The sequence below is a fragment of the Flavobacteriales bacterium genome, from assembly GCA_016779995.1.
In the GTDB taxonomy this organism is placed as follows: Bacteria; Bacteroidota; Bacteroidia; order Flavobacteriales; family UBA7312; genus UBA8444.
In genome coordinates, this window is the sequence record JADHMO010000001.1 from 312779 (window position 1) to 338853 (window position 26075).

20 protein-coding genes and 1 tRNA gene are annotated in these 26075 nt (G+C 34.4%); 9 read left to right on the plus strand and 12 right to left on the minus strand.

Annotation, left to right across the window (positions count from 1 at the left end):
* Positions 1-23: 23 nt before the first annotated feature.
* The 10 genes from rimO to ISP71_01480 all read right to left on the minus strand — a co-directional run bounded on the left by rimO (position 24) and on the right by ISP71_01480 (position 8456).
* Positions 24-1337, minus strand: coding sequence for a 30S ribosomal protein S12 methylthiotransferase RimO (rimO, locus tag ISP71_01435; GenBank protein ID MBL6662740.1), 1314 nt, complete (start codon positions 1335-1337; stop codon positions 24-26).
* A gap of 1 nt (position 1338) precedes the next feature.
* On the minus strand, positions 1339-2289 hold the full coding sequence (gene ftsY / locus ISP71_01440; protein ID MBL6662741.1) for a signal recognition particle-docking protein FtsY: 951 nt from the start codon (positions 2287-2289) through the stop codon (positions 1339-1341).
* A 76-nt stretch (positions 2290-2365) separates the two neighbouring features.
* On the minus strand, positions 2366-2521 hold the full coding sequence (locus ISP71_01445; protein MBL6662742.1) for a DUF4295 domain-containing protein: 156 nt from the start codon (positions 2519-2521) through the stop codon (positions 2366-2368).
* Between the two features lie 21 nt (positions 2522-2542).
* Entirely contained in the window at positions 2543-2725 is a 183-nt protein-coding gene (gene rpmG / locus ISP71_01450; GenBank protein ID MBL6662743.1) for a 50S ribosomal protein L33, read from the minus strand.
* A gap of 55 nt (positions 2726-2780) precedes the next feature.
* The gene (locus ISP71_01455) at positions 2781-4418 is read right to left on the minus strand and encodes a M1 family metallopeptidase (protein ID MBL6662744.1); all 1638 of its coding nucleotides are present in this window, start codon (positions 4416-4418) and stop codon (positions 2781-2783) included.
* 17 nt (positions 4419-4435) lie between these two features.
* A complete protein-coding gene (locus ISP71_01460; GenBank protein MBL6662745.1) occupies positions 4436-5047 on the minus strand; it encodes a hypothetical protein in 612 nt (203 codons plus the stop codon).
* Between the two features lie 78 nt (positions 5048-5125).
* Entirely contained in the window at positions 5126-5365 is a 240-nt protein-coding gene (locus ISP71_01465; GenBank protein MBL6662746.1) for a 50S ribosomal protein L28, read from the minus strand.
* A 63-nt stretch (positions 5366-5428) separates the two neighbouring features.
* A complete protein-coding gene (locus ISP71_01470; GenBank protein ID MBL6662747.1) occupies positions 5429-6661 on the minus strand; it encodes a CinA family nicotinamide mononucleotide deamidase-related protein in 1233 nt (410 codons plus the stop codon).
* Between the two features lie 24 nt (positions 6662-6685).
* Positions 6686-7084, minus strand: a complete 399-nt coding sequence (locus ISP71_01475) for a DUF4625 domain-containing protein (GenBank protein MBL6662748.1) — start codon at positions 7082-7084, stop codon at positions 6686-6688.
* A 10-nt stretch (positions 7085-7094) separates the two neighbouring features.
* On the minus strand, positions 7095-8456 hold the full coding sequence (locus tag ISP71_01480) for a histidine--tRNA ligase (protein ID MBL6662749.1): 1362 nt from the start codon (positions 8454-8456) through the stop codon (positions 7095-7097).
* A gap of 163 nt (positions 8457-8619) precedes the next feature.
* Between ISP71_01480 and ISP71_01485 the strand changes: the two genes are divergently transcribed.
* The 3 genes from ISP71_01485 (at position 8620) to ISP71_01495 (ending at position 14088) form a co-directional block, all read left to right on the plus strand.
* Positions 8620-9036: a hypothetical protein gene (locus ISP71_01485; GenBank protein ID MBL6662750.1), complete on the plus strand. Its 417-nt coding sequence runs from the start codon at positions 8620-8622 to the stop codon at positions 9034-9036.
* Positions 9037-9142: 106 nt separating this feature from the next.
* Positions 9143-9832, plus strand: a complete 690-nt coding sequence (locus ISP71_01490; GenBank protein ID MBL6662751.1) for a zinc metallopeptidase — start codon at positions 9143-9145, stop codon at positions 9830-9832.
* Positions 9833-9948: 116 nt separating this feature from the next.
* On the plus strand, positions 9949-14088 hold the full coding sequence (locus ISP71_01495; protein MBL6662752.1) for a T9SS type A sorting domain-containing protein: 4140 nt from the start codon (positions 9949-9951) through the stop codon (positions 14086-14088).
* Between the two features lies 1 nt (position 14089).
* Here ISP71_01495 and ISP71_01500 read toward each other — a convergent pair whose 3' ends face one another.
* Complete coding sequence (locus tag ISP71_01500) at positions 14090-15496, minus strand: FAD-binding protein (protein ID MBL6662753.1); 1407 nt, start codon at positions 15494-15496, stop codon at positions 14090-14092.
* Between the two features lie 50 nt (positions 15497-15546).
* Between ISP71_01500 and ISP71_01505 the strand changes: the two genes are divergently transcribed.
* The 4 genes from ISP71_01505 to ISP71_01520 are packed head-to-tail and all read left to right on the plus strand — an operon-like array spanning position 15547 to position 20383.
* Entirely contained in the window at positions 15547-17697 is a 2151-nt protein-coding gene (locus ISP71_01505) for a S9 family peptidase (GenBank protein MBL6662754.1), read from the plus strand.
* A 48-nt stretch (positions 17698-17745) separates the two neighbouring features.
* On the plus strand, positions 17746-19344 hold the full coding sequence (locus ISP71_01510) for an MFS transporter (protein MBL6662755.1): 1599 nt from the start codon (positions 17746-17748) through the stop codon (positions 19342-19344).
* Between the two features lie 13 nt (positions 19345-19357).
* A complete protein-coding gene (locus ISP71_01515) occupies positions 19358-19822 on the plus strand; it encodes a thioredoxin family protein (protein MBL6662756.1) in 465 nt (154 codons plus the stop codon).
* Between the two features lie 3 nt (positions 19823-19825).
* Positions 19826-20383, plus strand: coding sequence for a thioredoxin family protein (locus tag ISP71_01520; protein MBL6662757.1), 558 nt, complete (start codon positions 19826-19828; stop codon positions 20381-20383).
* Positions 20384-20442: 59 nt separating this feature from the next.
* Here ISP71_01520 and ISP71_01525 read toward each other — a convergent pair.
* A tRNA-His gene (locus ISP71_01525) sits at positions 20443-20516 on the minus strand.
* A gap of 76 nt (positions 20517-20592) precedes the next feature.
* On the opposite strand from ISP71_01525, the gene cadA reads away from it, so the two are divergent.
* Positions 20593-22695, plus strand: coding sequence for a cadmium-translocating P-type ATPase (gene cadA / locus ISP71_01530; GenBank protein MBL6662758.1), 2103 nt, complete (start codon positions 20593-20595; stop codon positions 22693-22695).
* A 3-nt stretch (positions 22696-22698) separates the two neighbouring features.
* Entirely contained in the window at positions 22699-26073 is a 3375-nt protein-coding gene (locus ISP71_01535) for a discoidin domain-containing protein (GenBank protein MBL6662759.1), read from the plus strand.
* Positions 26074-26075: the final 2 nt, after the last annotated feature.

Consider the following 26075-nt stretch of genomic DNA (forward strand, 5'->3'; position numbering starts at 1 on the left):
GGGATACTGCGCATAGCCAAACCTTATAAAGCTAAAAGTCCATATAAATCGTAATGGTCAGCGTGGGTTATTTTAACTTGGGCAAAATCACCCATTCTTACGTAAACATCTGAAGCTTTGACTAAAACTTCGTTATCAACATCTGGAGAGTCAAATTCTGTTCTGCCAATAAAGTACTCCCCTTCTTTTCTATCAAACAGTACTTTGAAGGTCTGACCTACTTTTTCTTGATTCAAACGGTATGAGATATCGCTTTGCAATTCCATTATCTCCTCAGCCCTTTGGTGTTTTACTTCTTCTGGCACATCATCTTCTAACAAATGAGCATGTGTGTTTTCTTCGTGTGAGTATGTAAATACACCCAACCGGTCAAAAGCGGTATCGTTTACCCATTGTTTGAGCTCTTGAAAATCTTCTTCAGTTTCACCCGGATAACCTACAATTAAAGATGTACGGATAGCTATTCCCGGAACTTCTTGCCTAAACTTGCGCAACAAAGCATCGGTTTTTTCATGAGTAGTGCCTCTACGCATAGATTTCAATACAGCATCACTAATGTGTTGCAAAGGAATGTCAATATAATTGCACACCTTAGGGTTGGTTCTAATGACTTCTAAGACATCTTCTGGAAAACCTGTTGGGAAAGCGTAGTGCAAACGTATCCACTCTATTCCTTCCACTTCTGATAATGCCCTCAATAAATCAGCTAAACGTCTTGATTTGTACAAATCCAATCCGTAATAAGTCAAATCTTGAGCAATAAGAATAAGCTCTTTAACGCCGTCCTTAGCTAATTTTGTAGCCTCTGTAACTAAATCCTCCATAGACTTAGACTTGTGCTTACCTCTCATCAAAGGAATGGCACAAAAGGAACAAGGACGGTCACAACCTTCTGCTATCTTTAAAAAAGCATAGTGCTTAGGCGTTGTTGTTAAACGCTCACCTATAAGCTCATGCTTATAATCTGCTCCTAATGCTTGTAATAATTTAGGTAAATCAGTCGTCCCAAAATATTCGTCTACATTAGGAATTTCCTTTTCTAAATCGGGCTTGTAGCGTTCGGACAAACAACCAGTAACAAATAACTTGTCTATTTTACCATCAGACTTTCGTTCTGCTTGTTCAATAATAGTATTAATAGACTCTTCTTTGGCGTTGTCAATAAAGCCACAGGTATTGATAACCACAACATTAGCATCATCTTTATCCGATTCATGCTCCACATCCATATCATTGGCTTTCAATTGCCCCATCAACACTTCTGAATCGTAAATATTTTTGGAACACCCTAGAGTGATAACATTGATTTTATTATTCTTTAACGACTTTGTTCTCATATTAGTTGAATAAAGAATCTACAAACTCTTTCATATTGAATACTTGTAAATCTTCAATTCCCTCACCAACACCGATGTAGCGAACGGGAATTTTGAATTGGTCAGATATACCAATGACTACGCCACCTTTGGCTGTACCATCTAATTTACTAAGAGCCAAAGAGTCCACTTTAGTTGCTAAAGTAAATTGCTTGGCTTGTTCTATTGCATTTTGCCCCGTAGAAGCATCTAAAACTAACATTACATCGTGAGGAGCATCAGGAATGACTTTAGACATGACGTTTCTAATCTTAGTCAACTCATTCATAAGATTGACTTTATTGTGTAAACGACCTGCCGTATCAATAATAACCACATCAGCCCCTTTATTTTTAGCCGACTGAACAGTATCAAAAGCTACTGATGCAGGGTCAGAGCCCATCTCTTGTTTTACGATATCTACTCCTACTCTTTCAGACCAAATAACCAATTGGTCAACGGCAGCTGCTCTAAACGTATCCGCCGCTCCAAGTACTACCTTTTTACCAGCTTGTTTGAATTGATGAGCTAATTTTCCAATGGTAGTAGTTTTACCCACTCCATTCACTCCTACCACCATAATGACATAGGGTCCGTCAGTTTGAGGAACTACAAATTCTACCTCATCCGAATTATTACTTTCTTCAAGTAAAAGACTCATTTCCTCTTTAAGAAAGGTGTTCAACTCTTTAGCGTCAAGGTATTTGTCCTTCGCTACCCTTTCTTCTAGTCTTTCAATAATTTTTAGAGTCGTTTCAACACCAATATCGGAAGTAATTAAGGCTTCTTCAATGTCATCTAGAGCATCTTCATCAACTTTAGACTTACCTCCAACAGCACGAGAAAGTTTTCCGAAAACATTTTCTTTAGTCTTTTCTAAACCTTTGTCTAGCTTGTCTTTTTTATCTTTTGAAAAAAAACCAAATATTCCCATAGTTAATGATGTGTTTCTAAACAGAAAAAGCTCCTTTTTCAAGAAGCTCAAATCTGTTAAATTATAAAGTTAAGGCTTACTTTTTAGCCAAATATTCGTTCACTTTATCCTGTGGAACGATTTCTGATTTAAAACCATAAGAACCCGTCTTCTCAGACTTGGTCATCTTAATTACTTTTGTAAAATCTTTTGCTCCTCTTTTCTGTAAAGATGCTACTGCCTTCTTTGCCATAGTATATCAGCTTTTAATTGCTTACTTAATTTCTTTATGCACCGTCATTTTCTTTAGAATAGGATTGAATTTTTTCAATTCCATTCTATCTGGTGTATTCTTTTTGTTCTTAGTAGTAACGTAACGAGAAGTACCTGGCTGACCAGATGCTTTATGCTCTGTACATTCTAATATCACTTGAACTCTATTTCCTTTCTTAGCCATTTGCTTAAAAATTATTGGGTTGCAAATTTAATTAAACTATTGTTATCTACAAATACTATTGAAGCTTTTTAACATCTATCATAAATAAATGATTAGCTATCTGAAAATCCTTCTTCCAAATGGATAAATCCAACTCTTTCCATTCACTTTTAGGATAAATCCAATCAAATACACCCTTTTCTAATGTCACTTTTAAAGGCATATCAAAGCCATCAATAGCGTTCCACTTGTATTTTAAGGTTTTTCGCTTACCCCAACCAGATAATTTATATTCAAATTGAGGCAATTTTGGCGTATATAAATACTGCTCATATAATTTATCAAAATTACGAGCACTTTTTTCATTAATATAATCTAGAACTTCTCTACCATCTACGGTTTGGTGTTTAAAATGATTAGTCATAGATTTTAATAAATCAAACCATAAGGTATCGTTATCAACAACACTTCTCAAAGTATGTATAAAAGCACTTCCCTTAGCATACATATCACCACTACCCTTATGATGCACATCCGGAGTTCCTACTATTGCTCGTCTATTTTGAGCCATAGACATCTGATTTTTCACATATTCTATCATAGCATCGTAACCATAGGTACATTCTACAAATAAAACTTCAGAATAAGTGCAGAAGGTCTCTTGTATCCACATATCAGAAATGTCATTTGCCGTAATACTATTGCCCCACCACTCGTGAGCACTTTCGTGAACAACGATAAAATCAAAACCCAAACCAGCCGTAAAACGTGTATTGCCTAAATAACCTAGTCTAAACTTATTACCATACGCAATAGCACTCTGGTGTTCCATCCCTAAATATGGTGTTTCGACCAAAGCAAAACCATCATTCCAAAAAGGGTATGGCCCCAAATATTTTTCAAAACAATCAAGCATAGGCTTAACGACCTCAAATTGCTCTTTGGCTTTCTCAAGGTTATAAGGCAGTACGTAGTAATCCAAATCTAGTGTATCAGTACCACTTATATACTTGTCCCCAAAATGAACATAATTACCAATATTTAGAGTTACATCATAATTGTTGATTGGATAGGACACAAACCAATGGTATGTGTTATATAACTTTGTGGACTTGCGTAAATCATGAAAACGCATATTGCCATTTGAAATGCATTGCAAACCTGCTGGAACTTGACAGCTAATAAGCATACTATCTGGCTCATCGGATTGATGGTCTTTATTGGGCCACCACGAACTAGCTCCTAAACCCTGACAAGATACGCCCACCCAATCATTACCATTAGCGTCTTTATCCCATGAAAAACCGCCGTCCCAAGGTGGATTGACAGCTACTCTTGGATTACCAGCGTAATATACCCTTATGAAGGTCTTTTCTCCGCTTTTTACAAGCCTATCAAAATTCACGAAAACAGCGTTAAATTCTCGAGAATATTCTTGTGCTCTGCCTTCAAACTGAATTTCAGAAATTTTCATGTTCTCAAATAAATCAATTTGAATAAGTTCAAAATCAGACTGAGCCTCAAAATGTATTTCAGAATAACCTTTAATGAATTTTTCTTTTGGGTCAACAGAGATTTTTAGATGATAATAACTAACATCATAACATAGCCTTTCTGGAGATAGATAACCTCTGAGACTATCTTTTCTACCAAATTCTTGGGAATAGGAAAATAAGGGTTGAAAAAAAATAAATAATAAAATGAGTTTTTTCATAGTCTTTTAGTATCAATTTATTCGATAAGAGTAAGCGTTAAAGTACAATTTTCTGTTAAAAGAGTAACGGTTGCCGTAATATTAATTAGGGCTGTAGTTTCTGACTGCAGAAAACCTGTTCCTGATATTTGAGTAAATCCTGTCGGATCTTCACCACTAACAGAAATATTACCATTATTATCGATAGTGCCTTCTAGAGTAAATAGACCAAAATCTACTACTAAATCACCTTCATTTTCACCTTCTTCAATAGTGATTTCACTAGCACCAACATCTATAAGTTGAGACATTATAAAACCGTCACAATTAGACTCAACCGCCCAATTATTTACCATTAATTGAGACGCATATACACAACTTCCATCATCAATAGTTGCTTCAGAGTCAAAATTGAAAGCTAACTCATCTGTACATCCATAGCAAGAGTAGTTGCACGATTCGTTATCGACATTGGCTAAATTGTTATAGTTACAAGCCGTATCTACCATACAACCAAAAACAGTTTCAACATTATTGCCTCCTCCATTTGGATTAATATCATTATTGATGTTATCATCTTCTTTTTTACAAGAGGCAATTACTAGAGAAGTTAAAATACAAATTGCTAAAATTCTAAAGCTAAATTTCATAAATGTTGAATGTTAGGTTAAAAAAAAAGTTGTTACCAAATGTAACAACTTTATTTTAAATCTATAATGTATTGTTTTTTACAACAATATGTTATCGTTTTCTAATGCTTTTTTCAATACAGAAGTGATACCGTTTTTATCGATAGTTCTTAAGGCACTAGCAGAAACCTTTAAAGTAACCCACTCACCAGATTCAGGAATAAAAAACTTTTTAGTTTGTAAGTTTGGATAAAACTTTCTCTTAGTCTTTCTGTTAGAGTGAGAAACATTGTTTCCAACCATTACTTTTTTGCCCGTTATGTCGCAAATTCTTGCCATCTCTATATTGTTTAATTATTTTGGGTTGCAAATATAAACTTATTTATTAAAAAAACTACCCTTTTATTTTTCTGCTACACTAATCAAAAAATTGAGTGCTGCATTTGACGCTCTAATGATATTTGTATCTCTATCAGTATTGTATGCTATTGTCTGAGAATATACATTTAAAGGTGTGGCAACTGCTATACAAATTGTACCTCCTTTTACACCCTCACTGTCGTTCAATTCTGCTAATCCTGAGGTAGATATTGCAAAATCACTGTTGAATAATTTTTGAGAACATTGTGCCATTTCTCTAACAACTTCCTCGCTAACAACTCCATATTTAGAAATTGTTTCAGCTTTTACACCAAGAATATCTTCTTTAATAGCTTTGGAATAAGCTACCACAGAGCCATTGAAATAGGAAGAACTGCCTGAAACAGAAGTTATCATCTTAGCAATATTACCACCAGTACAACTTTCAGCTGCTGAAAGAGTAGAATTGGTATCTTTCATTATTTGCCCAACGACTTCTTCATTCAAACGCATTTGATATTTTGAAAAATAAGGGCCTATTAAAGATTTTAGAGTACTAATATTTTTGTTTATCAGATTTTCCAAATACTGTCTGTCCGAACCTCTAGCCGTAAATCGTAACATCAAACAACTGGCAGAGGGCAAATAAGCCAATTTTATTTCTTGAGGTAAATCATTCTCCCAGTCAACAATTAGCTCTGCTAAATGAGATTCAATAATTCCTCTAGTATAAACTGTTTTATGTACAATTTCCAATAGATTAAATTGTTCCTTAAGTTTATGTAGGACTAATTGCATCATGGACTTCATCTCATAAGGAACACCGGGCATTGAAACGACTATTTTACCATCATGTTCAAACCACATTCCTGGTGCTGTTCCTTTTCTGTTTCTAATGACTTTGCATTTAGAAGGCACAAAAGCTTGTGATTCTGTAAACTTATTTATAGTTCTTTTTCTCAACTCAAAATATTCTGTAATATCATCTAATACGGTTTGACTTAAAATCAATTCATCGTGGAAATATTCACAAAGTGTTTGCTTTGTGATATCGTCTTTAGTAGGACCTAAACCACCAGTAATCAAAACTATGTCTGAACGTTCAAGAGATTGAGAAAGTGAAGAGATAATGTGGTCTTTTTTATCTGAAATGGCACTTATTTCTACAACATGTACTCCATTTTTTTCCAAAAAATCCCCCATCCACGCGGAATTGGTATCAATGGTTTGACCAATCAATATCTCATCACCAATGGTAATAATATCTGCTTTCATATAGAGGAGCTAAGCAGAAACTAATTACTCAATAATGTAAAAAGTGTTTTTCTGAGAAGTTTCCTCACCATCAACATCTTGCAAAGTAATTGTTAGCTCATATCTACCAGGCTCTAAATCTGGATAAGGCAAAGCGATTTGAAGAGTGTCTTTTACAGAGGTTCCGCTAAGATTATAATCTTTCTCGTAATTCCAAGGAGCTGATTGTAATCTTGCATCTACAAAATTATCAAGAACAGAAACTCTAAATTGATTCAAACCATTATCATCAGAAAATTCATAGATAAACTCTAAAACAGCACCGTCTGCTTTTTGAATGTTAGTGTTTACAATAGTTAATGAGTTAATAGTTGGAGCATCATTATCAGGCTGACATGATGCCATAAGAATCAACACAATGGATAAAGCGAAAAAATTTTTCATAGTAGTAAGTTTATTTAATTGTTAATATTAATTGTTCAAAGGTCATATTTTTTTGTGAACCATCAAACATATTTTTGACAGTTATTGTATTGGTTTTCATTTCATTTTCACCAACAAGCAACACATACTCAACGTTTTTTCTATCGGCGTATTGCATTTGTTTTTTCATTTTGGCTGCACTAGGGTAAATCTCCGATTTTATTCCTTCTGATCTCAACTTCTTTAAAAGATTTAAACAGTAATTTGCTTCGCTTTCGCCAAAATTAACGAATAAAACTTGAGTACCCTTTTCAGTAAACTTAGGGAACAAATCTAATGCCTCAAGTACAATACAGATTCTATCAAAGCCAAAAGATATACCGACACCGGACATATTTTCAAAGCCAAAAATACCAGTCAAATCATCGTATCTGCCACCACCACCAATACTTCCTATGCTAAGATCTTTAGCCTCAACTTCAAAAATTGCACCTGTATAATAGTTTAAACCTCTAGCTAGTGTTACATCTATATCCAAACTTGCACATTTAAGTTGAATTTCTTCTAGCTGATTAACGACTTGACTTAGTTCATCTACACCTTCCAAACCAATTTTTGAGTTTTTAAGAAAATCTTTAAGACTGCTTATTTTAAATGAATTAGTACCGTCAAGATTGAAAAGAATGTCCATTTTAGCTACAGACTCTTTAGATATCCCTTTTTCGTACATTTCCTCTTTAACTTTAACCTCTCCAATTTTATCCAGCTTATCTAATGCAACCGTTATATCAATAATTTTATCTTCTTCGCCAACTACTTGGGCTATGCCACTAAGAATTTTCCTATTGTTTATTTTAATGGATATATTTTTTAGACCTAAGGAGTCAAATACTTCGTCATACAGTTGAACTAATTCTATTTCAGCTATAAGAGAAGTAGTGCCTATGATATCTGCATCGCATTGATAAAACTCTCTAAACCTACCCTTTTGAGGGCGATCGGCTCTCCAAACATTTTGCATCTGAAACCTTCTAAAAGGAAAGGCAATATCGTTTCTATTTTGAGCTACATATCTAGCAAATGGCACAGTTAAATCATATCTGAGTGCTTTGTCTGAGATTTGTGGAGTTAAAGATTTAGAAGTTGAAGACTTGTCGAATTGAGTTTTAGATAGGAAATCACCAGATTTTAATATCTTAAAAATCAACTGATCACCTTCATCTCCATATTTACCAGTTAACGTTTCTAGCTTTTCCATAGAAGGAGTTTCGATTTGTTCAAAACCGAAGACACCAAAAGTTGTTTTCATCTTTTGGAACACATAGTTTCTTTTTCTCATCGTTTGAGGAGAAAAATCTCTGGTGCCCTTAGGAATACTAGCTTTATTATTCATTGTTTTAATCTTAAAATCAAGCAAATATCTGAAAAATTACTCTTGTAAATAATTAAGTCATTAGATATTTAAAATAAATTTTTACAAAAAAGTATTGTGAGATGATAAGATTTATAAGATATTTGCAAAATATTATTAATCTATTTTATCAAAAAAAAGAATTATGAAAAAAATGCTTTTAACTGCAGCTATCGCTTTTACAAGTTTAATGGCTTCTGCACAATTTATGGTTACTGCTGATATCGATATCGAAGATTTCGATACTGATAGTATTAGCGAAACTACAGACTTCGGATTTGGTTACATGATCAATGACACTTGGACTGTAGGTGCTACTATCCCAGCTGGTGATGACGAAGACTTTAGAGTTTTTGCTCGTTACTACTGGAATGAGTCTATCTACTTAACAGCTAACACAACTGCTGAGGACTTCTCTGACAACCTACGTATAGGTGCAGGTTACAGCTTCGCTGCTTACGGAAGTTTCTATGTTGAGCCTAACTACACTTTCAACGTATCAGAAGATGATAACAATGAAAGAAATGGTAAATTAAAATTAGGTTTAGCTTACAGATTCTAAGCAAACAACTAAATTTAAAGAAAAGTGTATCGTAAATGATACACTTTTTTTTTGCTCTAATTCTGACTTATTCCTTAAATTTGTACTCTTATTTAAAACAAGATTTATGATTTGGTTAATTATTATATTTTTTATGATTGTTGGTGGCATTGTTAGTAGCCGACTTAAAAATAAATTCAAAAAATACTCTCTAGTTCCCTTGTCTAATGGTATGACAGGTAAAGATGTTGCTGAGAAAATGTTAGCAGACCACGGTATCAGAGATGTGAAAGTGGTTTCAGTTCCTGGTAGACTAACAGACCATTATAACCCAGCAGATAAAACGGTTAATCTAAGTCCCGATGTTTATAACAAATGTAGCGTAGCTTCTGCAGCTGTAGCGGCACATGAATGTGGTCATGCTGTACAACATGCAACGGCCTACTCTTGGCTACAAATGCGCTCAGCTATGGTGCCTGCAGTAGCATTCAGTAGTAAAATGTTAAATTTTATTTTTATAATGATGTTTTTAGGTGCTGGTTTTTTAGGCTGGTTTGGTATAGATACTGCCTTATTAGTAGTCATCGTTTTTCAATCTGCAATAACCTTATTTACACTAGTTACTTTACCGGTTGAGTTTGACGCAAGTAATAGAGCATTAGTTTGGCTAAACAGAAAAAATATTACCAATCAACAAAACCACCCTCTTGCTGTTGATGCTTTGAAATGGGCGGCTGGAACTTATATGGTGGCTGCTTTAGCTTCTCTTACACAGTTGGCATATTACATTATGCTTTATTTGGATAACAGAGATTAAAAACATACCCAAATTTAATACAACCTTACTCTGAATGAGTAAGGTTTTTTTTTATTTGGTTTTTTAAGACAAATTAATTGCTGAAATTTGTACCTCATTTAAATATATTGCTTTTTATGTCCAAGTCGTTTTGTTTTTCATTAATTTTTCTATTCTCAACAATTTATTCTTTCGCTCAAAAAAATTGGGCGCAAGACATTCACAACGAAGAAAAATCCTTATATGAAATTCAAGAAGCTTTTGAAAACTATTGGGAGAATAAAACCATAGGCAAAGGAAAAGGCTGGAAACCGTTTAAAAGAAGAGAGGCTTTTATGGAACCTAGAGTATATCCTTCAGGCTTTTTTCCATACGAACAATTATATACTGAATATAACAAGCTAATGAATCAGCCTAAAAGCACTTCTCAAGCTCCTTTTGAGGCCAATTGGCAAGCTTATGGTCCTACTCAAGTGCCATTACAAAATAATGGAAGAAAAAGAGGAGTTGGTAGAATTAATAATGTGACTTTCAATCCAAATGACGATAATATACTCTGGGCGGGCTCCCCTTCTGGCGGCTTATGGAAATCAATAGATGGTGGTCAAAATTGGACATCTAATACTGATTTATTACCTAATTTGGGTGTCTCTGATATTGCTATTGACCCCACAAATACAGACATAATGTATATCATTACTGGCGATAGAGATGCCGATGACACCTACGCCTACGGACTAATGAAATCTACAGATGGAGGCGAAAGTTGGAATACAACAGGGCTATCCTTTAATATCAATAGTGCTTATAGAGGCAATCGCATACTTATAAATCCTAACAACACCAATATTTTAATCGTTTCTACTAGAAAATCTGGATATGGCGAAACTTTTCGCTCTACTGATGGCGGTCAAAATTGGGAACTTGTTCTTCAAGGTCCAAACTTGATTTCTATGGAATTTAACCCAACAAATTCTAATCATATATATGCTGTTACAACCGGAACAAGTAAATACTACCGTTCCTATGACAATGGTGTAACATGGAACAATGTCACTAATGATTCTGGACTTCCAAATTCAGGAAACACTAGAGCCGTTGTAGCTGTAACACCTGCCAACCCTAATGTTGTTTATATACTTTACAGTGCTGGTGGCGGTGGATTTGGTGGTCTTTATAAATCTACAGATGGGGGTTATAATTTCACATTACAATCTAACAGCCCTAATATTTTGAGCTGGGAGGTTGATGGCTCGGGAGCAGATGGACAAGGTTCCTACGATTTAGCTCTTGCAGTATCTCCCACTAATGAGGATATCGTTTTTACAGGTGGAATTAACATTTGGAAATCTACCAATGGCGGTGTTGATTTCAATATAAGCAGTCATTGGTATGGTGCTGATGACACTGAATATGTTCACGCTGACCAACATATACTGAAATATAATCCTTCAAATGGAATACTCTACTCTGGAAATGATGGCGGTCTTTATAAATCAGAGGATAATGGGATAATCTGGACAGATATAAGTGATGACTTACAGATTACTCAATTCTACAAAATAGGAATATCACAATCCAATTATGGATTATTAATAGGTGGCACACAAGATAATGGAACCTTAAGATGTAATAGCGAAAATGATTGGGATGCTGTGAGAGGTGGTGACGGAATGGAATGTGCTATTGACCCCACTGACCCATCAATTATGTACTCAGAGGTTTACTATGGTGCTATTTCAATTTCAACAGACGGAGGTCAAAGCTGGAACGATATAGCACCTGATACAGATGGTGCTTGGATAACACCTTATGAAATTGATCAAAATAACCCAAGTAGAATTGTTATTGGCTATGACAACGTTTATGAAAGTCTAGATTATGGCTCTAATTGGGAGATGATTTCTGGTACTTTTAATAATTCAGGAAATATAGACGTCATTGCTCTCTCTACAAATTCTGATGTCATATATATTTCAGAAACAGAAGAAATTTATAAAACCATTGATGGAGGTGAAAATTGGACTAACATAAGTTCAAGTTTGCCTAATAATACCGTTACTGATATTGCAATACACCCTACTGACGAAAATAGAGTTTGGATAACATTCTCAGGATATTCCAGCGGAAACAAAGTGTTTTATTCTAATGATGGGGGAACAAGCTGGGCTAATATTTCAGATGACTTACCTAACCTACCGGCTAATTGTATTTTGTTTTATCCCCCTAACGAAACACTATTTGCAGGGACTGATATTGGTGTTTTCTATAAAGACAGCTCAATGACAAATTGGGAGTATTTTAATCAAGGATTACCCAATGTAATTGTTACCGAATTAGAATATCATATCAATAGTAACAGTTTATTTGCTGGAACTTATGGCAGAGGTGTTTGGGCTACTAATTTACCATCTACAGCTCCCCCTGTGGCGTCCTTTAATTATTCTATCGTTGATGAATGCTCTGGCTTGGTATCATTTAATAATACTTCTTCAAACTCTAGCTCTGTTGAATGGAATTTCGGAGACAATAATAGCTCTAGCGAAGAAAATAGCACTCATCAATACCTAAATGACGGCACATACCAAGTAAAACTAGTTGCTACCAACAGTTTAGGAACAGATACTATTTATCAAAATATTACTATTGATATATTGGATATGCCAATTGCTTCAGATAATGAAAGTTGCACTCCTTCTTCATTAGAACTAACCGCAACATCTAACAACCCTAATGCAGAAATTAATTGGTACGATAGTCCATTAAATGGTAATTTACTTGCTACTGGAGAAAATTACACTACAGAAGTTCTTAACGCTACAACAGTATTTTATGTTTCTACTACAGAAGTTCTAAACTTTGGAAATATAGGACCGACTGAACACGAAGGGAATAATGAATACAGCAGCTCTGCATCTAGTGTAGGTTCTTTAGTATTTAGTGCTTATGAAAGTTTTATTCTTGAATCAGTCGATGTTTTCACTAACCAAGCGGGAGAAAGAAAAATTGTACTACTTGATGAAAACGATAATGTCCTTTTAGAACATACCGAAAATGTGCCTGTTGCTGACAACAATCCTCACACTATAGTTCTCGATTTCATGATAAATCCAGGCTTGAATTATAAATTGGCAACAGATAATGCTGTAAGTATTGCTAATTTTGGAGGAGAAAATCCGCAGTTTAAAAGAACAGGTAACGCTGTACCTCTTTATTTCCCTTACAATTATGACAATACCCTAAGTATCACTAGTTCTTATTGGGGTAACGAAACCTTAACAGATTATTATTATTATTTCTACAACTGGAGAGTCAAAGAGATATGCTCTAGTCCGTGTTTAGCAGTTGAAGCAAAAATAGGTAGTAATGAGGTTTTGACAATAAACACAAGCGAATGCCCATATGATAGCGTAATTCTAAATGCTTCAGGCAATTTTACCTCTTTCGAATGGAGTAATCAATCTTCTAATCCAAATTTAACGGTTTATGAAAGTGGCGAATATAGTGTAAGTGCTTACGATTCTGCTGGATGTATAGCCACAGAAAGCATAAATATTCCATTGATACAATCTTTCGACATAAATTCTAATGAAGTCTTATGTGAAGGCAGCTCTATATTTTTACAATGTTTATCTGGCTTAGACTCATACACTTGGAATACAGGAGAAAGCACCAACGTTATTTCTGTAAGTAGTAGTGGCATATATTCTGTAATTGCAACAGATGCTAATGGTTGTGAGCTAAACGATGAAATTGAAATTAACTCAATAGAGCCAATTCAAGCAGTTATTCAAACAGAAATGGATTCTCTTATCGTATGTAAAGGTTCTGAATTCTCATTTAATATCGCTTCAACATTCTCTAGTGCAGTATGGAATGAAAGCTTTTCCGCTTTGCTTTATACTGGTACAGCATCAAGTTTAGGTGATAATATTATTTCTGTATTAGCTCAAGATGAAAATGGCTGTTACTCGAATGACTCTATTATCTTAAAAGTTGTTGATTGCGCTTCCTTAGAAGAATACCTAGCAAATACAACACTTTATCCCAACCCTACAACTAGCGAATTTATCATTCAACATCAGTCATTGAATAATGATATTCAATTTATTGAAGTATTGGATTTACAAGGCAGGATTGTTGAACAAAGAAAAGCTGATTACACTAATGGCATTCTGTTTGAAAAGTTTGACTTAAGCGAATTAAGTTCTGGAATTTATCTTGTCGAGTTAATGGGTAAAAAAGGTAAGACAGTTAAGAAAGTAATTTTAGACTAATCTATACAAACACTTTTTTAGGATTAAGAATACCTTTAGGGTCAAATATGGATTTTATACCTTTTTGAATGGCAATATTTTCTTCAGAAAATGCAATATCCATATAGCCTTTTTGGACTAATCCTATGCCGTGTTCACCACTAATCGTACCACCAAGACTAACTGTTAATTCAAAAATTTCTCTAATGCCTTTTGACAAATCTTCGTTCCAAGCTTTGTCACTCATATCTCCTTTAATGATATTAATATGCAAGTTGCCGTCACCAGCATGTCCATAGCATACAGATTTAAAACCGTGCTTTTTGCCAATAGACTTAACCCCTTTTAGTAACTGAGGTAATTCTGCTCTAGGAACAACTGTATCTTCTTCTTTGTAAACGCTATTACTTTTGACCGCTTCTCCTACTGCTCTTCTCATTTTCCATAACTGTTCCTTTTGTAATGAGGAGTCAGCAAATAATATTTCGTCACAATCGTATTGCTCCATCACCTCCGTAATTTTTTCGCAATCTTTAAAAAGCATATCCATATCATTGCCATCGACCTCAACCAACAAGTGAGCTTGAATATCTTCGTTGATTGGCACATTCATATCTGTAAATTTCAGAGTCCAATCGATAGCATCTCTTTCCATAAATTCGAGTGCCGAAGGTGTAATACCTGCTCTAAAGACAGCAGAAACAGCCTCACAGGCCTTTTCTGCAGAACGAAAAGGTACTAAAAGCGTTAGGTCATGTGATGGGTGAGGAATTAGCTTGAAAACAATTTTTGTAATAACGCCAAGGGTTCCTTCACTACCGACCATCAGTTGAGTTAAATTATAACCCGTGGAATTTTTCAAAACATTAGCTCCTGTCCAAATGATATCTCCCGAAGGTAATACCACTTCTAAATTTAAAACATAATCTTTAGTCACCCCATACTTGAGAGCTTTAGGACCACCAGAATTTTCAGCTAAATTACCTCCAAGGAAACTACTCCCCTTACTTGCAGGGTCGGGAGGATAAAACAATCCTTTAGCTTGTACAGCATCTTTAAAAACTTGATTGATTACACCTGGCTCAACAGTGGCTTGTAAGTTACGCTCGTCAATTTCTATTATTTTATTAAAACGCTCCATACTCATAGCTACACCACCACAAACAGGCAATGAACCCCCACTCAGACCTGTTCTAGCACCACATGGAGTTACTGCTATATTTTGTTCGTTGCAATACTTCATTATCTTAGAAATATCTTCAGTATGGCTGGGTTTTAAAACAATTTCAGGGAAAAACTTTAAATCTTCAGTCTCGTCGTGAGAATAATCATTAATACTTTCATCATCAGAAAATATTCCTTTTTCATCTAAAAAAGAATTGAAAAAATCTAAATCTTCTGCGCTTATCTTCTTATATCCTGTTTCCATAATTTTAACAAAATTAAGTAAATTCGCCATACTAAAAACATAAAAAATACATGAGAAAGATATATCTAATATTAATGTTCCCCATTGTTTTATTGGCTCAGAAAAAAGAGATAACACTTGAAAACATTTGGGAAACCTACGATTTCTATCCCAAATCAGTGAGTGGTTTTAACTCTATGCAAGATGGAAACTACTATAGTAAATTAGATAAAAAAGGAGATAATTCACAAATCAACAAGTATAGTTTTCGTACGGGTCAGAAGACTCGCACACTTGTAGATTCTAAAAATATTGAAATCGATATCAGTAACTACACTTTTTCAAAAGATGAAAAGAAAGTCCTTTTCGCCAATGAGACTGAAAAAATTTATCGATACAGTTCAAAATCAATTTACCACATCTACAACTTGAAAACTAATAAACTAGAAAAGTTAAGTGATGATAAAGTAATGTATGCTGACTTCTCACCCTCTGGAGACAAAGTAGCTTATGTCAATTCAAATAACCTTTTTGTCAAAGATTTATCCAACGGCAAGACCATTCAGATAACTACAGATGGAGAGCTAAACCAAATTATCAATGGAGCCACCGACTGGGTATATGAAGAAGAGTTTGGTTTAACACAAGCTTTCTTTTGGTCACCTGACGGAAATAAAATAGCCTTTTATAAATTCGATGAACGTGAAGTTAAAGAATTTTCTATGGATATGTTCAATGCTGAACTTTACCCAAGTCAATACCAATTCAAATATCCTAAAGCCGGAGAAGACAATTCAAAATTAAGTTTACATATTTATAATATTGATGATGAAGAAACCACAACGATTTCTTTAAATAAATCTTATGAATATATACCAAGAATGAATTGGACTAAGTCCAACGACCTGCTTTATATCCTTGCAATGAACAGACATCAAAATGAGCTAGACTTTATTCTTTACAATACCACTAATTCTACATCTGAAATTCTATTCTCGGAAAAAGACAAATATTATATCGACGTTCACGACAACACTACCTTTACCGATGACGGCCAAAGTCTAATTTGGACTTCAGAAAAAAGTGGCTTCAACCATATCTACATAGTAAATCTAGAAAATGGGCAAAGTCAGCAAGTCACGACTGGAAATTGGGAGGTTACCAAATACCATGGCATGAACCAAGATGACAACAAAGTTTTCTACACTTCAAACGAAGAAGGTGCTATTAACAAAAGTCTATATTGCATTAACTTGGATGGTAGTGATAAAACAAAACTGTCAGAAGATTTAGGAACACATTCAAGTACATTCAGTAATGGCATGAAATACTATTCCAACACCTACTCTACTGCTGACACTCCACCTTACATTAGCCTTCATAACCATACTGGAAAAGAAATAAGAGTATTGGAGGATAATGCAGACTTAAGTAATAAAATGGAAGAGTTTGATTTGACAAAAAAGGAGTTCTTTTCATTTACAACCTCTGAAGATATAGAACTTAATGGGTGGATGATTAAACCATCGGACTTTGACCCCAATAAACAATACCCCGTTTTTATGTTTTTATATGGAGGACCTGGCTCACAACAAGTGGTTAACTCATGGGGTTGGTTTAATTACTTTTGGTATCAACACCTAGCCCAAAAAGGATATATCGTAGCATGTGTAGATAATCGAGGTACTGGTGGTAGAGGTGCTGAATTCAAAAAGATGACCTATCTTCAACTAGGAAAGTACGAAACCATTGACCAAATAGAAGCCAATAGATATTTAGCTAAACTACCCTATGTTGATGAAAATAGAATAGGTATCCAAGGGTGGAGTTATGGAGGCTATATGTCTTCATTAGCCATTACTAAAGGTGCTGATGTGTTTAAAACAGCTATTGCGGTTGCGCCAGTAACAAATTGGCGATATTACGACAATATATATACCGAAAGATATATGCGTACCCCACAAGAAAATGCTTCGGGCTATGATGATAACTCCCCTATCAATCACGTTGATAGTCTCAAAGGCAATTATTTACTTATTCATGGAACTGCTGACGATAATGTACATGTTCAAAACACCTATGAAATGGTTTCTGCACTTATTAAAGCCAATAAACAATTTGATTTGTTCGTATATCCTGATAAAAATCATGGAATTTATGGTGGTAATACTAGGTTACATTTATATAAGCTGATGACAGACTATATTTTAGAGAAATTATAAGTCAAGAAATTAGTATATTCGACCTTTTAATTTAAAAAAACATAAATTATGCTTCAGATTATTTCATACGTTGTTTTTACAATACTTATTTTACTAATTGCCAAAACATACTTAGACAAGAAAGGACATCCCAAAGGATTATTTTATTTATTTTTTGCTGAAATGTGGGAAAGGTTTTCATTCTACGGAATGCGAGCATTATTAACCCTTTATCTTATTAAAGATTATTACTCTCATCTTGAAAACAATGAAGAAGTAGCATATGGTATATACGCCGCCTATGGAGCATTAGTTTATTTAACACCATTGATTGGTGGCTATCTAGCAGATAAATTTATAGGCTATAGAAAATCCATTCTTTATGGTGGAATATTAATGGCATTAGGTCATTTCTTTATGGCATTTCCTACCGATTTTTTCTTTTACGGAGCTTTAGGTTTACTTATTATGGGTAATGGTTTTTTTAAGCCTAATATTTCTACACTAGTAGGCTCTTTGTATGAAGAAGGAGACATCAAAAGAGATGGTGGATTTACAATATTTTATATGGGAATAAATCTAGGTGCAATGATTGCCCCATTATTCTGTGGTTATCTTGGAGAGGTTTATGGTTGGCATTATGGGTTTGGAGCTGCTGGTATTGGAATGTTGGCTGGTTTAGTTGTTTTCTGGAAAGGTATTAGCAGTAATGTCTTAGGCGACAAAGGGCTTCAACCCAAAGAATACATTAACAAAAAAATATCTGGAATTTCAGTAGCAAATTTAATCTATATACTTGGTTTTGTGGCTGTTCCTGTTTTTGCGTATTTAATCGTTCTAGACACACAATCCTCAGTTTTAGGTGATGTTCTATCAGTAGTAGGTGCAGTTGTATTAATATATCTCGCCTATATTATTTACGACTATAAAGTTAAACAAAACGATAAAGTCAGTGGCGACAGACTAATTGCAATACTTATTCTATCTGTATTTTTAACAATATTTTGGGCTTGTTTCGAACAAGCTGGAAGCTCAGTAACAGTATGGATTGACAAGTGTGTCAACCTAGTTGGAATGACTGCTTCGCAAACCAATGCAATAAATCCTTTTTACATTGTACTACTAGCTATACCATTTAGTCTTCTGTGGACTAAATTAGGAGCAATGAACAAAAATCCTAATACTCCTATTAAATTTGCTTTAGGTATTTTTCAACTTGGACTCGGATTTTTAATTTTTGCAGCTACTGCACATTTTATCGGCGACAATGGAAAAGTGCCATTTTTATTTGTATTCCTTGGATATTTCCTAATTACTACTGGAGAGTTATTTTTGTCACCTATTGGTTTATCTAAAGTGACTGAATTATCTCCTAAAAAAATGGTAGGGTTTATGATGGGTGTATGGTTCTTATCTTCCACATTTGCTCATTATATCTCTGGAATTCTTGCTAAACTTACAACAACTGGAAGTAGTGCCGAAAGCAATTGGCTATCAAATCTAGGAAATTGGTTTATGGGCAATCCTGATTTATCATCTGAACCTGTAGCAACACTGATGCAATACAATAGTATTTATGCTCAAATAGGTTTTGTCACAATATTTATCTCAATTTTCGTTATGATAATATCACCATTTATTAAAAAATTGATGCATGGTGTTCACTAAAAAATATAATGATATGAAAAACACCCTTTTAATTTGTGCCCTTTTAATTGGCTCTTTAAACCTCTATTCTCAAGAAAAAAACGATGGTTGGCTACTAAATTTTGACGAAGCAGCAGAACTATCCATGAAAACTGGAAAACCTATTCTTGCTAACTTTACAGGTAGTGATTGGTGCGGTTGGTGTATTAGACTAAAAAAAGAAGTCTTTGTAACCCCTGCCTTTAAAAAATGGGCTAAAGAAAATGTTATTCTTCTTGAACTTGACTACCCTAGACGAGTACCACAAACTGAAGAAATCAAAAAACAAAATCGAGAGCTTCAACAATTCTTTAAAGTAAGAGGTTATCCGACACTACATATGTTCAATGTTGGAGTAGCAGACGGAAAAACTCAAATTACTGCTTTAGGTAAAATGGGTTATTTAGCTGGTGGACCAACACCTTGGATTGCCAATGCAAATAATTATCTTAAAAAATAAATAATGAAACAACTCTTATTCACTTTAATGGTTTTCATTTTGCCATTTGTAGTAGTTTCTTGCAATGAAAATACTGCTAATCAAGTAAAAAAAGAAACCGACCTTAAACAAATCATTCAGTCAAATAATGCTTATTCAGCTATTAAATGGATATCATTAGAAGAACTTGAAAATAAAATGAAAAAGTCACCTCGTAAAGTGATATTATTATTTACCAAAAAAGGTTGTCCATACTGTAAGGAGATGAAAGAAACTACTCTTATTGACCCAGAAGTAATTAAATTAATTAATGAAAATTATTATGCAGTTACTCTAGATGGCAAATCTAAGGAAGCTATTACTTTCAAAGGTGTAACCTATACCAATGATGCTTCAATTGAAGAAGACCCAAAATCAACGTGGAGACATAATTTATTTGCCGAATTGGTAGAGCCATATAATGGCGGTTATTATTGGCCTTCCACAGTAATACTCGACACCAATCTTGATTTGATTAAAAGTTTTCCTGGCTCACAAAAACCTCCTCAGTTTAAGCGATTGCTGATGAACTATATGAGATAAAAATCTCGTGAAAAATCTAATAAAAAAAAGGTCTTGCAAATGCAAGACCTTTTTTGTTGGGTGGATGATGGGATTCGAACCCACGACCCTCGGTACCACAAACCGATGCTCTAACCAACTGAGCTACAACCACCGTTGGGACGGCAAATATATAAATTTAGAAAAAATATTAGCCTAATTTTATATAAAAAACTACCTTTGATAATACCATGGCCACAACTAAAAAATATCAGAGTCTTAATATTTCTGGAATGACTTGTGCTAATTGTGCAAAAGGAATCGAAAAACACCTCACTAAAAAAGGATTTAAAGAAGTAAAAGTCGATTTTGCTAATGCTGAAGCTCATTTTTTATCTAAAAACATAGAGATAGATGATGTCATTAAAGAAATTGAATCTATTGGTTTTCAAGCCAATACTGAAGAAATTGAGGAGGATAATACAGTAGAAAAATTATTTGCGTTTTGTCTCATTCTGACTATTCCTTTGTTTAGTCATATGTTTTTAAATGAAAATCATATTCTACATAATCCTATTATTCAGTTTTTTTTGGCTTTACCTGTTTACATTGTTGGTTGCTACTATTTTGGTACAAGTGCTTGGAATTCACTAAAATCAAAAGTACCAAACATGGACGTTTTGATAATGATGGGCACTACGGCAGCATTTTTCTATAGCGTAACAGGAACTTTAATATTTTGGGGTACTCCAGAAGCTCATAATTTTTTGTTTTTTGAAACAACAGCTACTATAATAACTCTAGTCCTTTTAGGCAATGTTTTAGAGCATCGCTCGGTAAAACAGACTACCACAGCGATAAAGGAACTCAGCTCAATTCAAAACCTAGAAGCGAAAAGGGAGAGAAAAGATGGCTCAATAGAAATTATTTCTTTCAAAAACATCATTAAAGATGATGTCCTACTAGTTAATTCTGGAGATAAAGTGCCAACAGATGGTATTATCATATCAGGAGAAGGTTTTTTTGATGAATCCATGATGACTGGTGAAAGCCATTCTATTCTTAAAAAAAGTAATGAAGAAGTAATTGGAGGCACACTGTTACTTGATGGTAACATTAAAATGATTGCCAAAAAAGTGGGTGAAGAAACTGTTTTATCTCACATCATTAAATTGGTTAAAAGTGCCCAAAATAATAAGCCTAACATACAACGCCTCGGTGACAAGGTCAGTGGTATTTTTGTGCCTCTTGTTTTATTTATATCTCTATTTACTTTCATACTAAATCATTACGCCTTTGACATCAGCCTATCAGATTCTGTTATGCGAGCAATAGCGGTATTAGTTATTTCATGTCCTTGTGCGATGGGCTTAGCAACACCAACAGCCGTAATGGTAGGTTTAGGACGAGCAGCTAAAAATGGAATTCTAATTAAAGGTGGTAATACTTTAGAAGAGTTTGCAAAAGTCAAAAATATAGTCTTTGACAAAACAGGGACACTAACAACAGGTGACTTTAAAATAGATAATCTAGTTTGTAAAGAGAGTGACAACGAAGATGTAACAAACTTAATATATACCTTAGAAATGCATTCTTCCCACCCTATTGCTAAGTCATTTATCAAAGAACTAGAGGAAAAGGCTGAGCTGTTAGAATTAGAAGAAATCCAAGAAGTCAAAGGGCAAGGTATTCAAGCAAAGTGGAAAGGAAATTTTTACCAATTGGGCTCAGCTAAGTTTGTCAATCATGAAGACCAAACTCATCAAATTTACCTTTATAAAAATAATAGTTTTTTTGCAGGAGTAAATTGCTCTGATGAGATAAAACACGATTTAAAAGAAACTATTTCAAAGCTTAAACAACAAGGATTAACAACTACAATATTAAGTGGAGATAAAGTTAGTAAATGTGAATTTGTGGGTCAAGCTATAGGAATAAATAACATTTATGGTGAGCACTTACCTCATGAAAAATTAGAAAAGATTGATGAGCTAAATAAAAATGGTCTTACAGCTATGGTAGGAGACGGCATCAACGATGCACCCGCTTTAGCAAAAGCACATGTTGGAATTTCATTAGGAGGAAGCACCGAAGTAGCCATAGAATCAGCACAAGTTGTATTATTAAATACGGATAATTTAAAACAAATAGATACAGCCTACAAAATCAGTAAGCATACTCTAAAGACTATCAAACAAAATTTATTTTGGGCATTTTCTTATAACATCGTAGCTATACCAATCGCTGCCTTAGGATTTCTAAACCCTATGTGGGGCGCTTTGTTTATGGCGTTCTCGGATGTTATTGTGATTGGAAATTCTCTCAGACTGAAGAAGAAGAATATAAATAATTAAAAAATGCGACTAATAATCACTTTCCTTTTAATATTTCTTAGTATTAACCTAATAGCTCAAGACAAGTTTGTCGCTCACGACTATATCAATGGCAATATACTTTCATACAAGCCAACATTTCAAGAATCATTTCCAAAATGGGCAAAGTTATTGTACGAAAATGATGCTAATTTTTATGACATACAACAAAACTATAGCCTTTGGAAATTAGATAATTCAAAAAAAGAATTCAAAGCCGTAGAACGGTATTACAAGATATGGTCTAGACATATAATTCCATATGTTTCTGAAGATGGCAGCATAATTATCCCTAATCATTCAACAGATGTTGAAAGTCAAAATGTGCCAAATAGTGTTTCTGATAATAACTGGGAATTTTTAGGTCCTAAAGAAACTTTTTTTCTCAATGAAACTGGTGGTGAAATAGCAATGGCTAGTTGCCCGTGGCAGGTAAATGTTTACTCCTTTGATGTCTCAAAAAGTAATAATAATGTATTGTATTGTGGTACAGAAACCGGATTTGTCAATAAATCTATAGATAATGGAGATAGTTGGACAATGTTGGCTAAAGAATATAGTTTTAACGGAGGAATAACCGCCTTAGCTATTGACCCTCAGGACGAACAAACTGTCTATCTAAGTGCCAATTCACAAATCCATAAAACAACTGATGGAGGACAAAATTGGAATCCCATACTAGCTAATGATGGGCTATTTAGTTCTGATAAAATCATAATTGACGAAAATAACTCCAATACAATAATTTCTGCGGGTTCTTCTGGAATTCACCGTTCAATTGATGGTGGGCAAAATTGGTCTAATCCATCACAATTACAAACCTATGATATTCACTTCAAAAGCGATGATGCATCGACCGTTTATGCCATAGCTACATTAAATGGTTATTTTAAATTTCTTATTTCAACAAATGGAGGACAAACTTTTACAGAATCCAATTCATTCCCTACTGACATAGAAGATGAGTCAGGAGCATTAATAGCAGTAAGTCAAGATGATACGGAACATGTTTTTGCTTTACTTTTAAGTTCTGATGACACCCCTATTCTCTACAAAGGTAATCCTCAAAGTAATAGTTGGGAATTATTAGCAACAGGACAAACGGATAATTTTCCACTTGATAATTGGCAAGGTTTCTATGACCTTGTTTTTGAAGTATCACCTGATAACTCAGACGTAATTTTTGCAGGTACAGCCAGTCTATACAAGTCAAGCGATGGTGGTGAGACCTTTAACATTGTTGGTGGATATGGAGGTAGTTTTTCTATTCATCCAGATGCTCAATGTATGGTACTTCTAGATAACAATAGAGCATGGTTGGCAACAGATGGAGGCTTGACCTATTCTTCAGATAATTTTACGCAAACAAATAATGCTCAATCTAAAAACAATCTAATAGTCGGTTCTGATATGTGGGGCTTTGACCAAGGTTGGAATGAAGATATTGTTGTTGGAGGAAGATACCATAACGGAAATACGGCGATTGCTGACTTTTATGAGCCAAAAGCCTTGAGAATGGGTGGTGCTGAATCTCCAACGGGTTGGGTTATGAAAGGTAAAAGTAGGCATGTTGCTTTTAATGATTTAGGACCTGGCTGGATATTACCTACTTCAGCAGAATCTTCACCAGAAGGAAGATTTCCTTTTTCTAAATATCCAAATATGGACGAATATGGTGGTAGAAGAGGAAATATGGTTTTCCACCCCAATTATTACGAAGTTATTTATTTAGGAGAAGGTGATGGATTTTGGAAAAGTAATGATATGGGACTTAGTTTTGAATTATTGCATGATTTTGGTCAAAGGGTGAAATACATTCAAATCGCCTTTAACGAGCCAAATATAATCTATGCTGATGTTGTCAATTTAGGCTTACATAAATCTGAAGATGGTGGTTATACTTGGACAGCTAAACCGAATTTAACTAATGCACAAAATGGAGGAAACTATTGGAAAGGAAAACTACATTTTGATATATCGCCAAACGATGCTAATACGATATACGCTTGTCAACAAAATGGAATTTGGTCTTCAGATTTAGGAAAGATTTTCAAATCTACCGATGGTGGTGACAGTTGGACAGACTGGACGGCAAACCTTAATCCTTATGCTAAATCAATAGTCGTACAAGCCGATGAATTAGGTAATGATATTGTCTATTTATTCACCTCAAACATCAACAATCAAGATGCTCAATGCTACATTAGAAGAGATGGGGAAAATGAATGGTCAATATATGGTAATGGATTTCCAGTTGGCACTGACCCCAATCACGCACTAGCATTTTTTAGAGATAGTAAGTTAAGAGTTGCTGGGACATCAGGCGTCTGGGAAATCGACTTAGATCAAGTAAATTTTTTACCAATTATTCAGCCTTGGGTAAATCGTCCTGTTATCGATTGTATAAATGATACTATTCAGCTAGAAGACCATTCTATCCTAAATCATGAAAATTGCAGTTGGACATGGAGCATTGACCCTGAACCTTTGTATATTGAAAACACAAACATTAGAAATCCAAAAGTTGTATTAGGCGAGGTGGGTAATTACTCTATTACTTTAACTGTTACCAAAGATGGCACCACATACTCTAAAACCATAGACAATATGGTTTATGCAAGTGAATGTCCATCGGTAGAAAACTGCAACAATCCAGCCTTAGTTTCAAAGGAGGATTGGAGTTTAACCTATGTTGATAGTGAAGAAATCAACTACCCAGGATATGCTACTATGGCTTTTGATGGAGATGCAAGTACTATTTGGCATACTCAGTGGAGTACAGGTGATATACCCTATCCTCATGAAATGCAAATTGACTTAAATAATGAGTATAAAATTTTTGAGTTTACCTACCAAACAAGGCAAGATGGGCAAAATGGTCGAATTAAAAATATGGAATTGTATTTCAGTAACGACTCTAATGATTTTGGCACGGCCGATACCATCATTCAATTTGAAAATACATCAGCACCACAAACCATCATTTTCCAAAATCCTAAAATAGGAAGTCATATGAAAATTGTAGCTCTCTCAGAAGTTAATGGAGGGCCATGGTCGTCTGCTGCTGAATTTGATTTAAAAGCATGTTATAATACGTCAAGAGTTGAAACAAAAGATTTTGAATTTCTTAATGCTTATCCTATTCCAACAAGTGGCCCATTAAAAGTGTCTTTACCTTCAATTGGAAGCTATCAATATGCCATCTATACGGTTGACGGAAAATATCTTACAGGAAATTCGTTTAATGGAAATACCGATTACATAGAGTTAGATTTATCTAACTATGAAGACGGTGTATATGTTATTGAAGTTATTTCTAACAATAACAGAAAATACCTCATTAAATCTATTAAAAAGTAAGC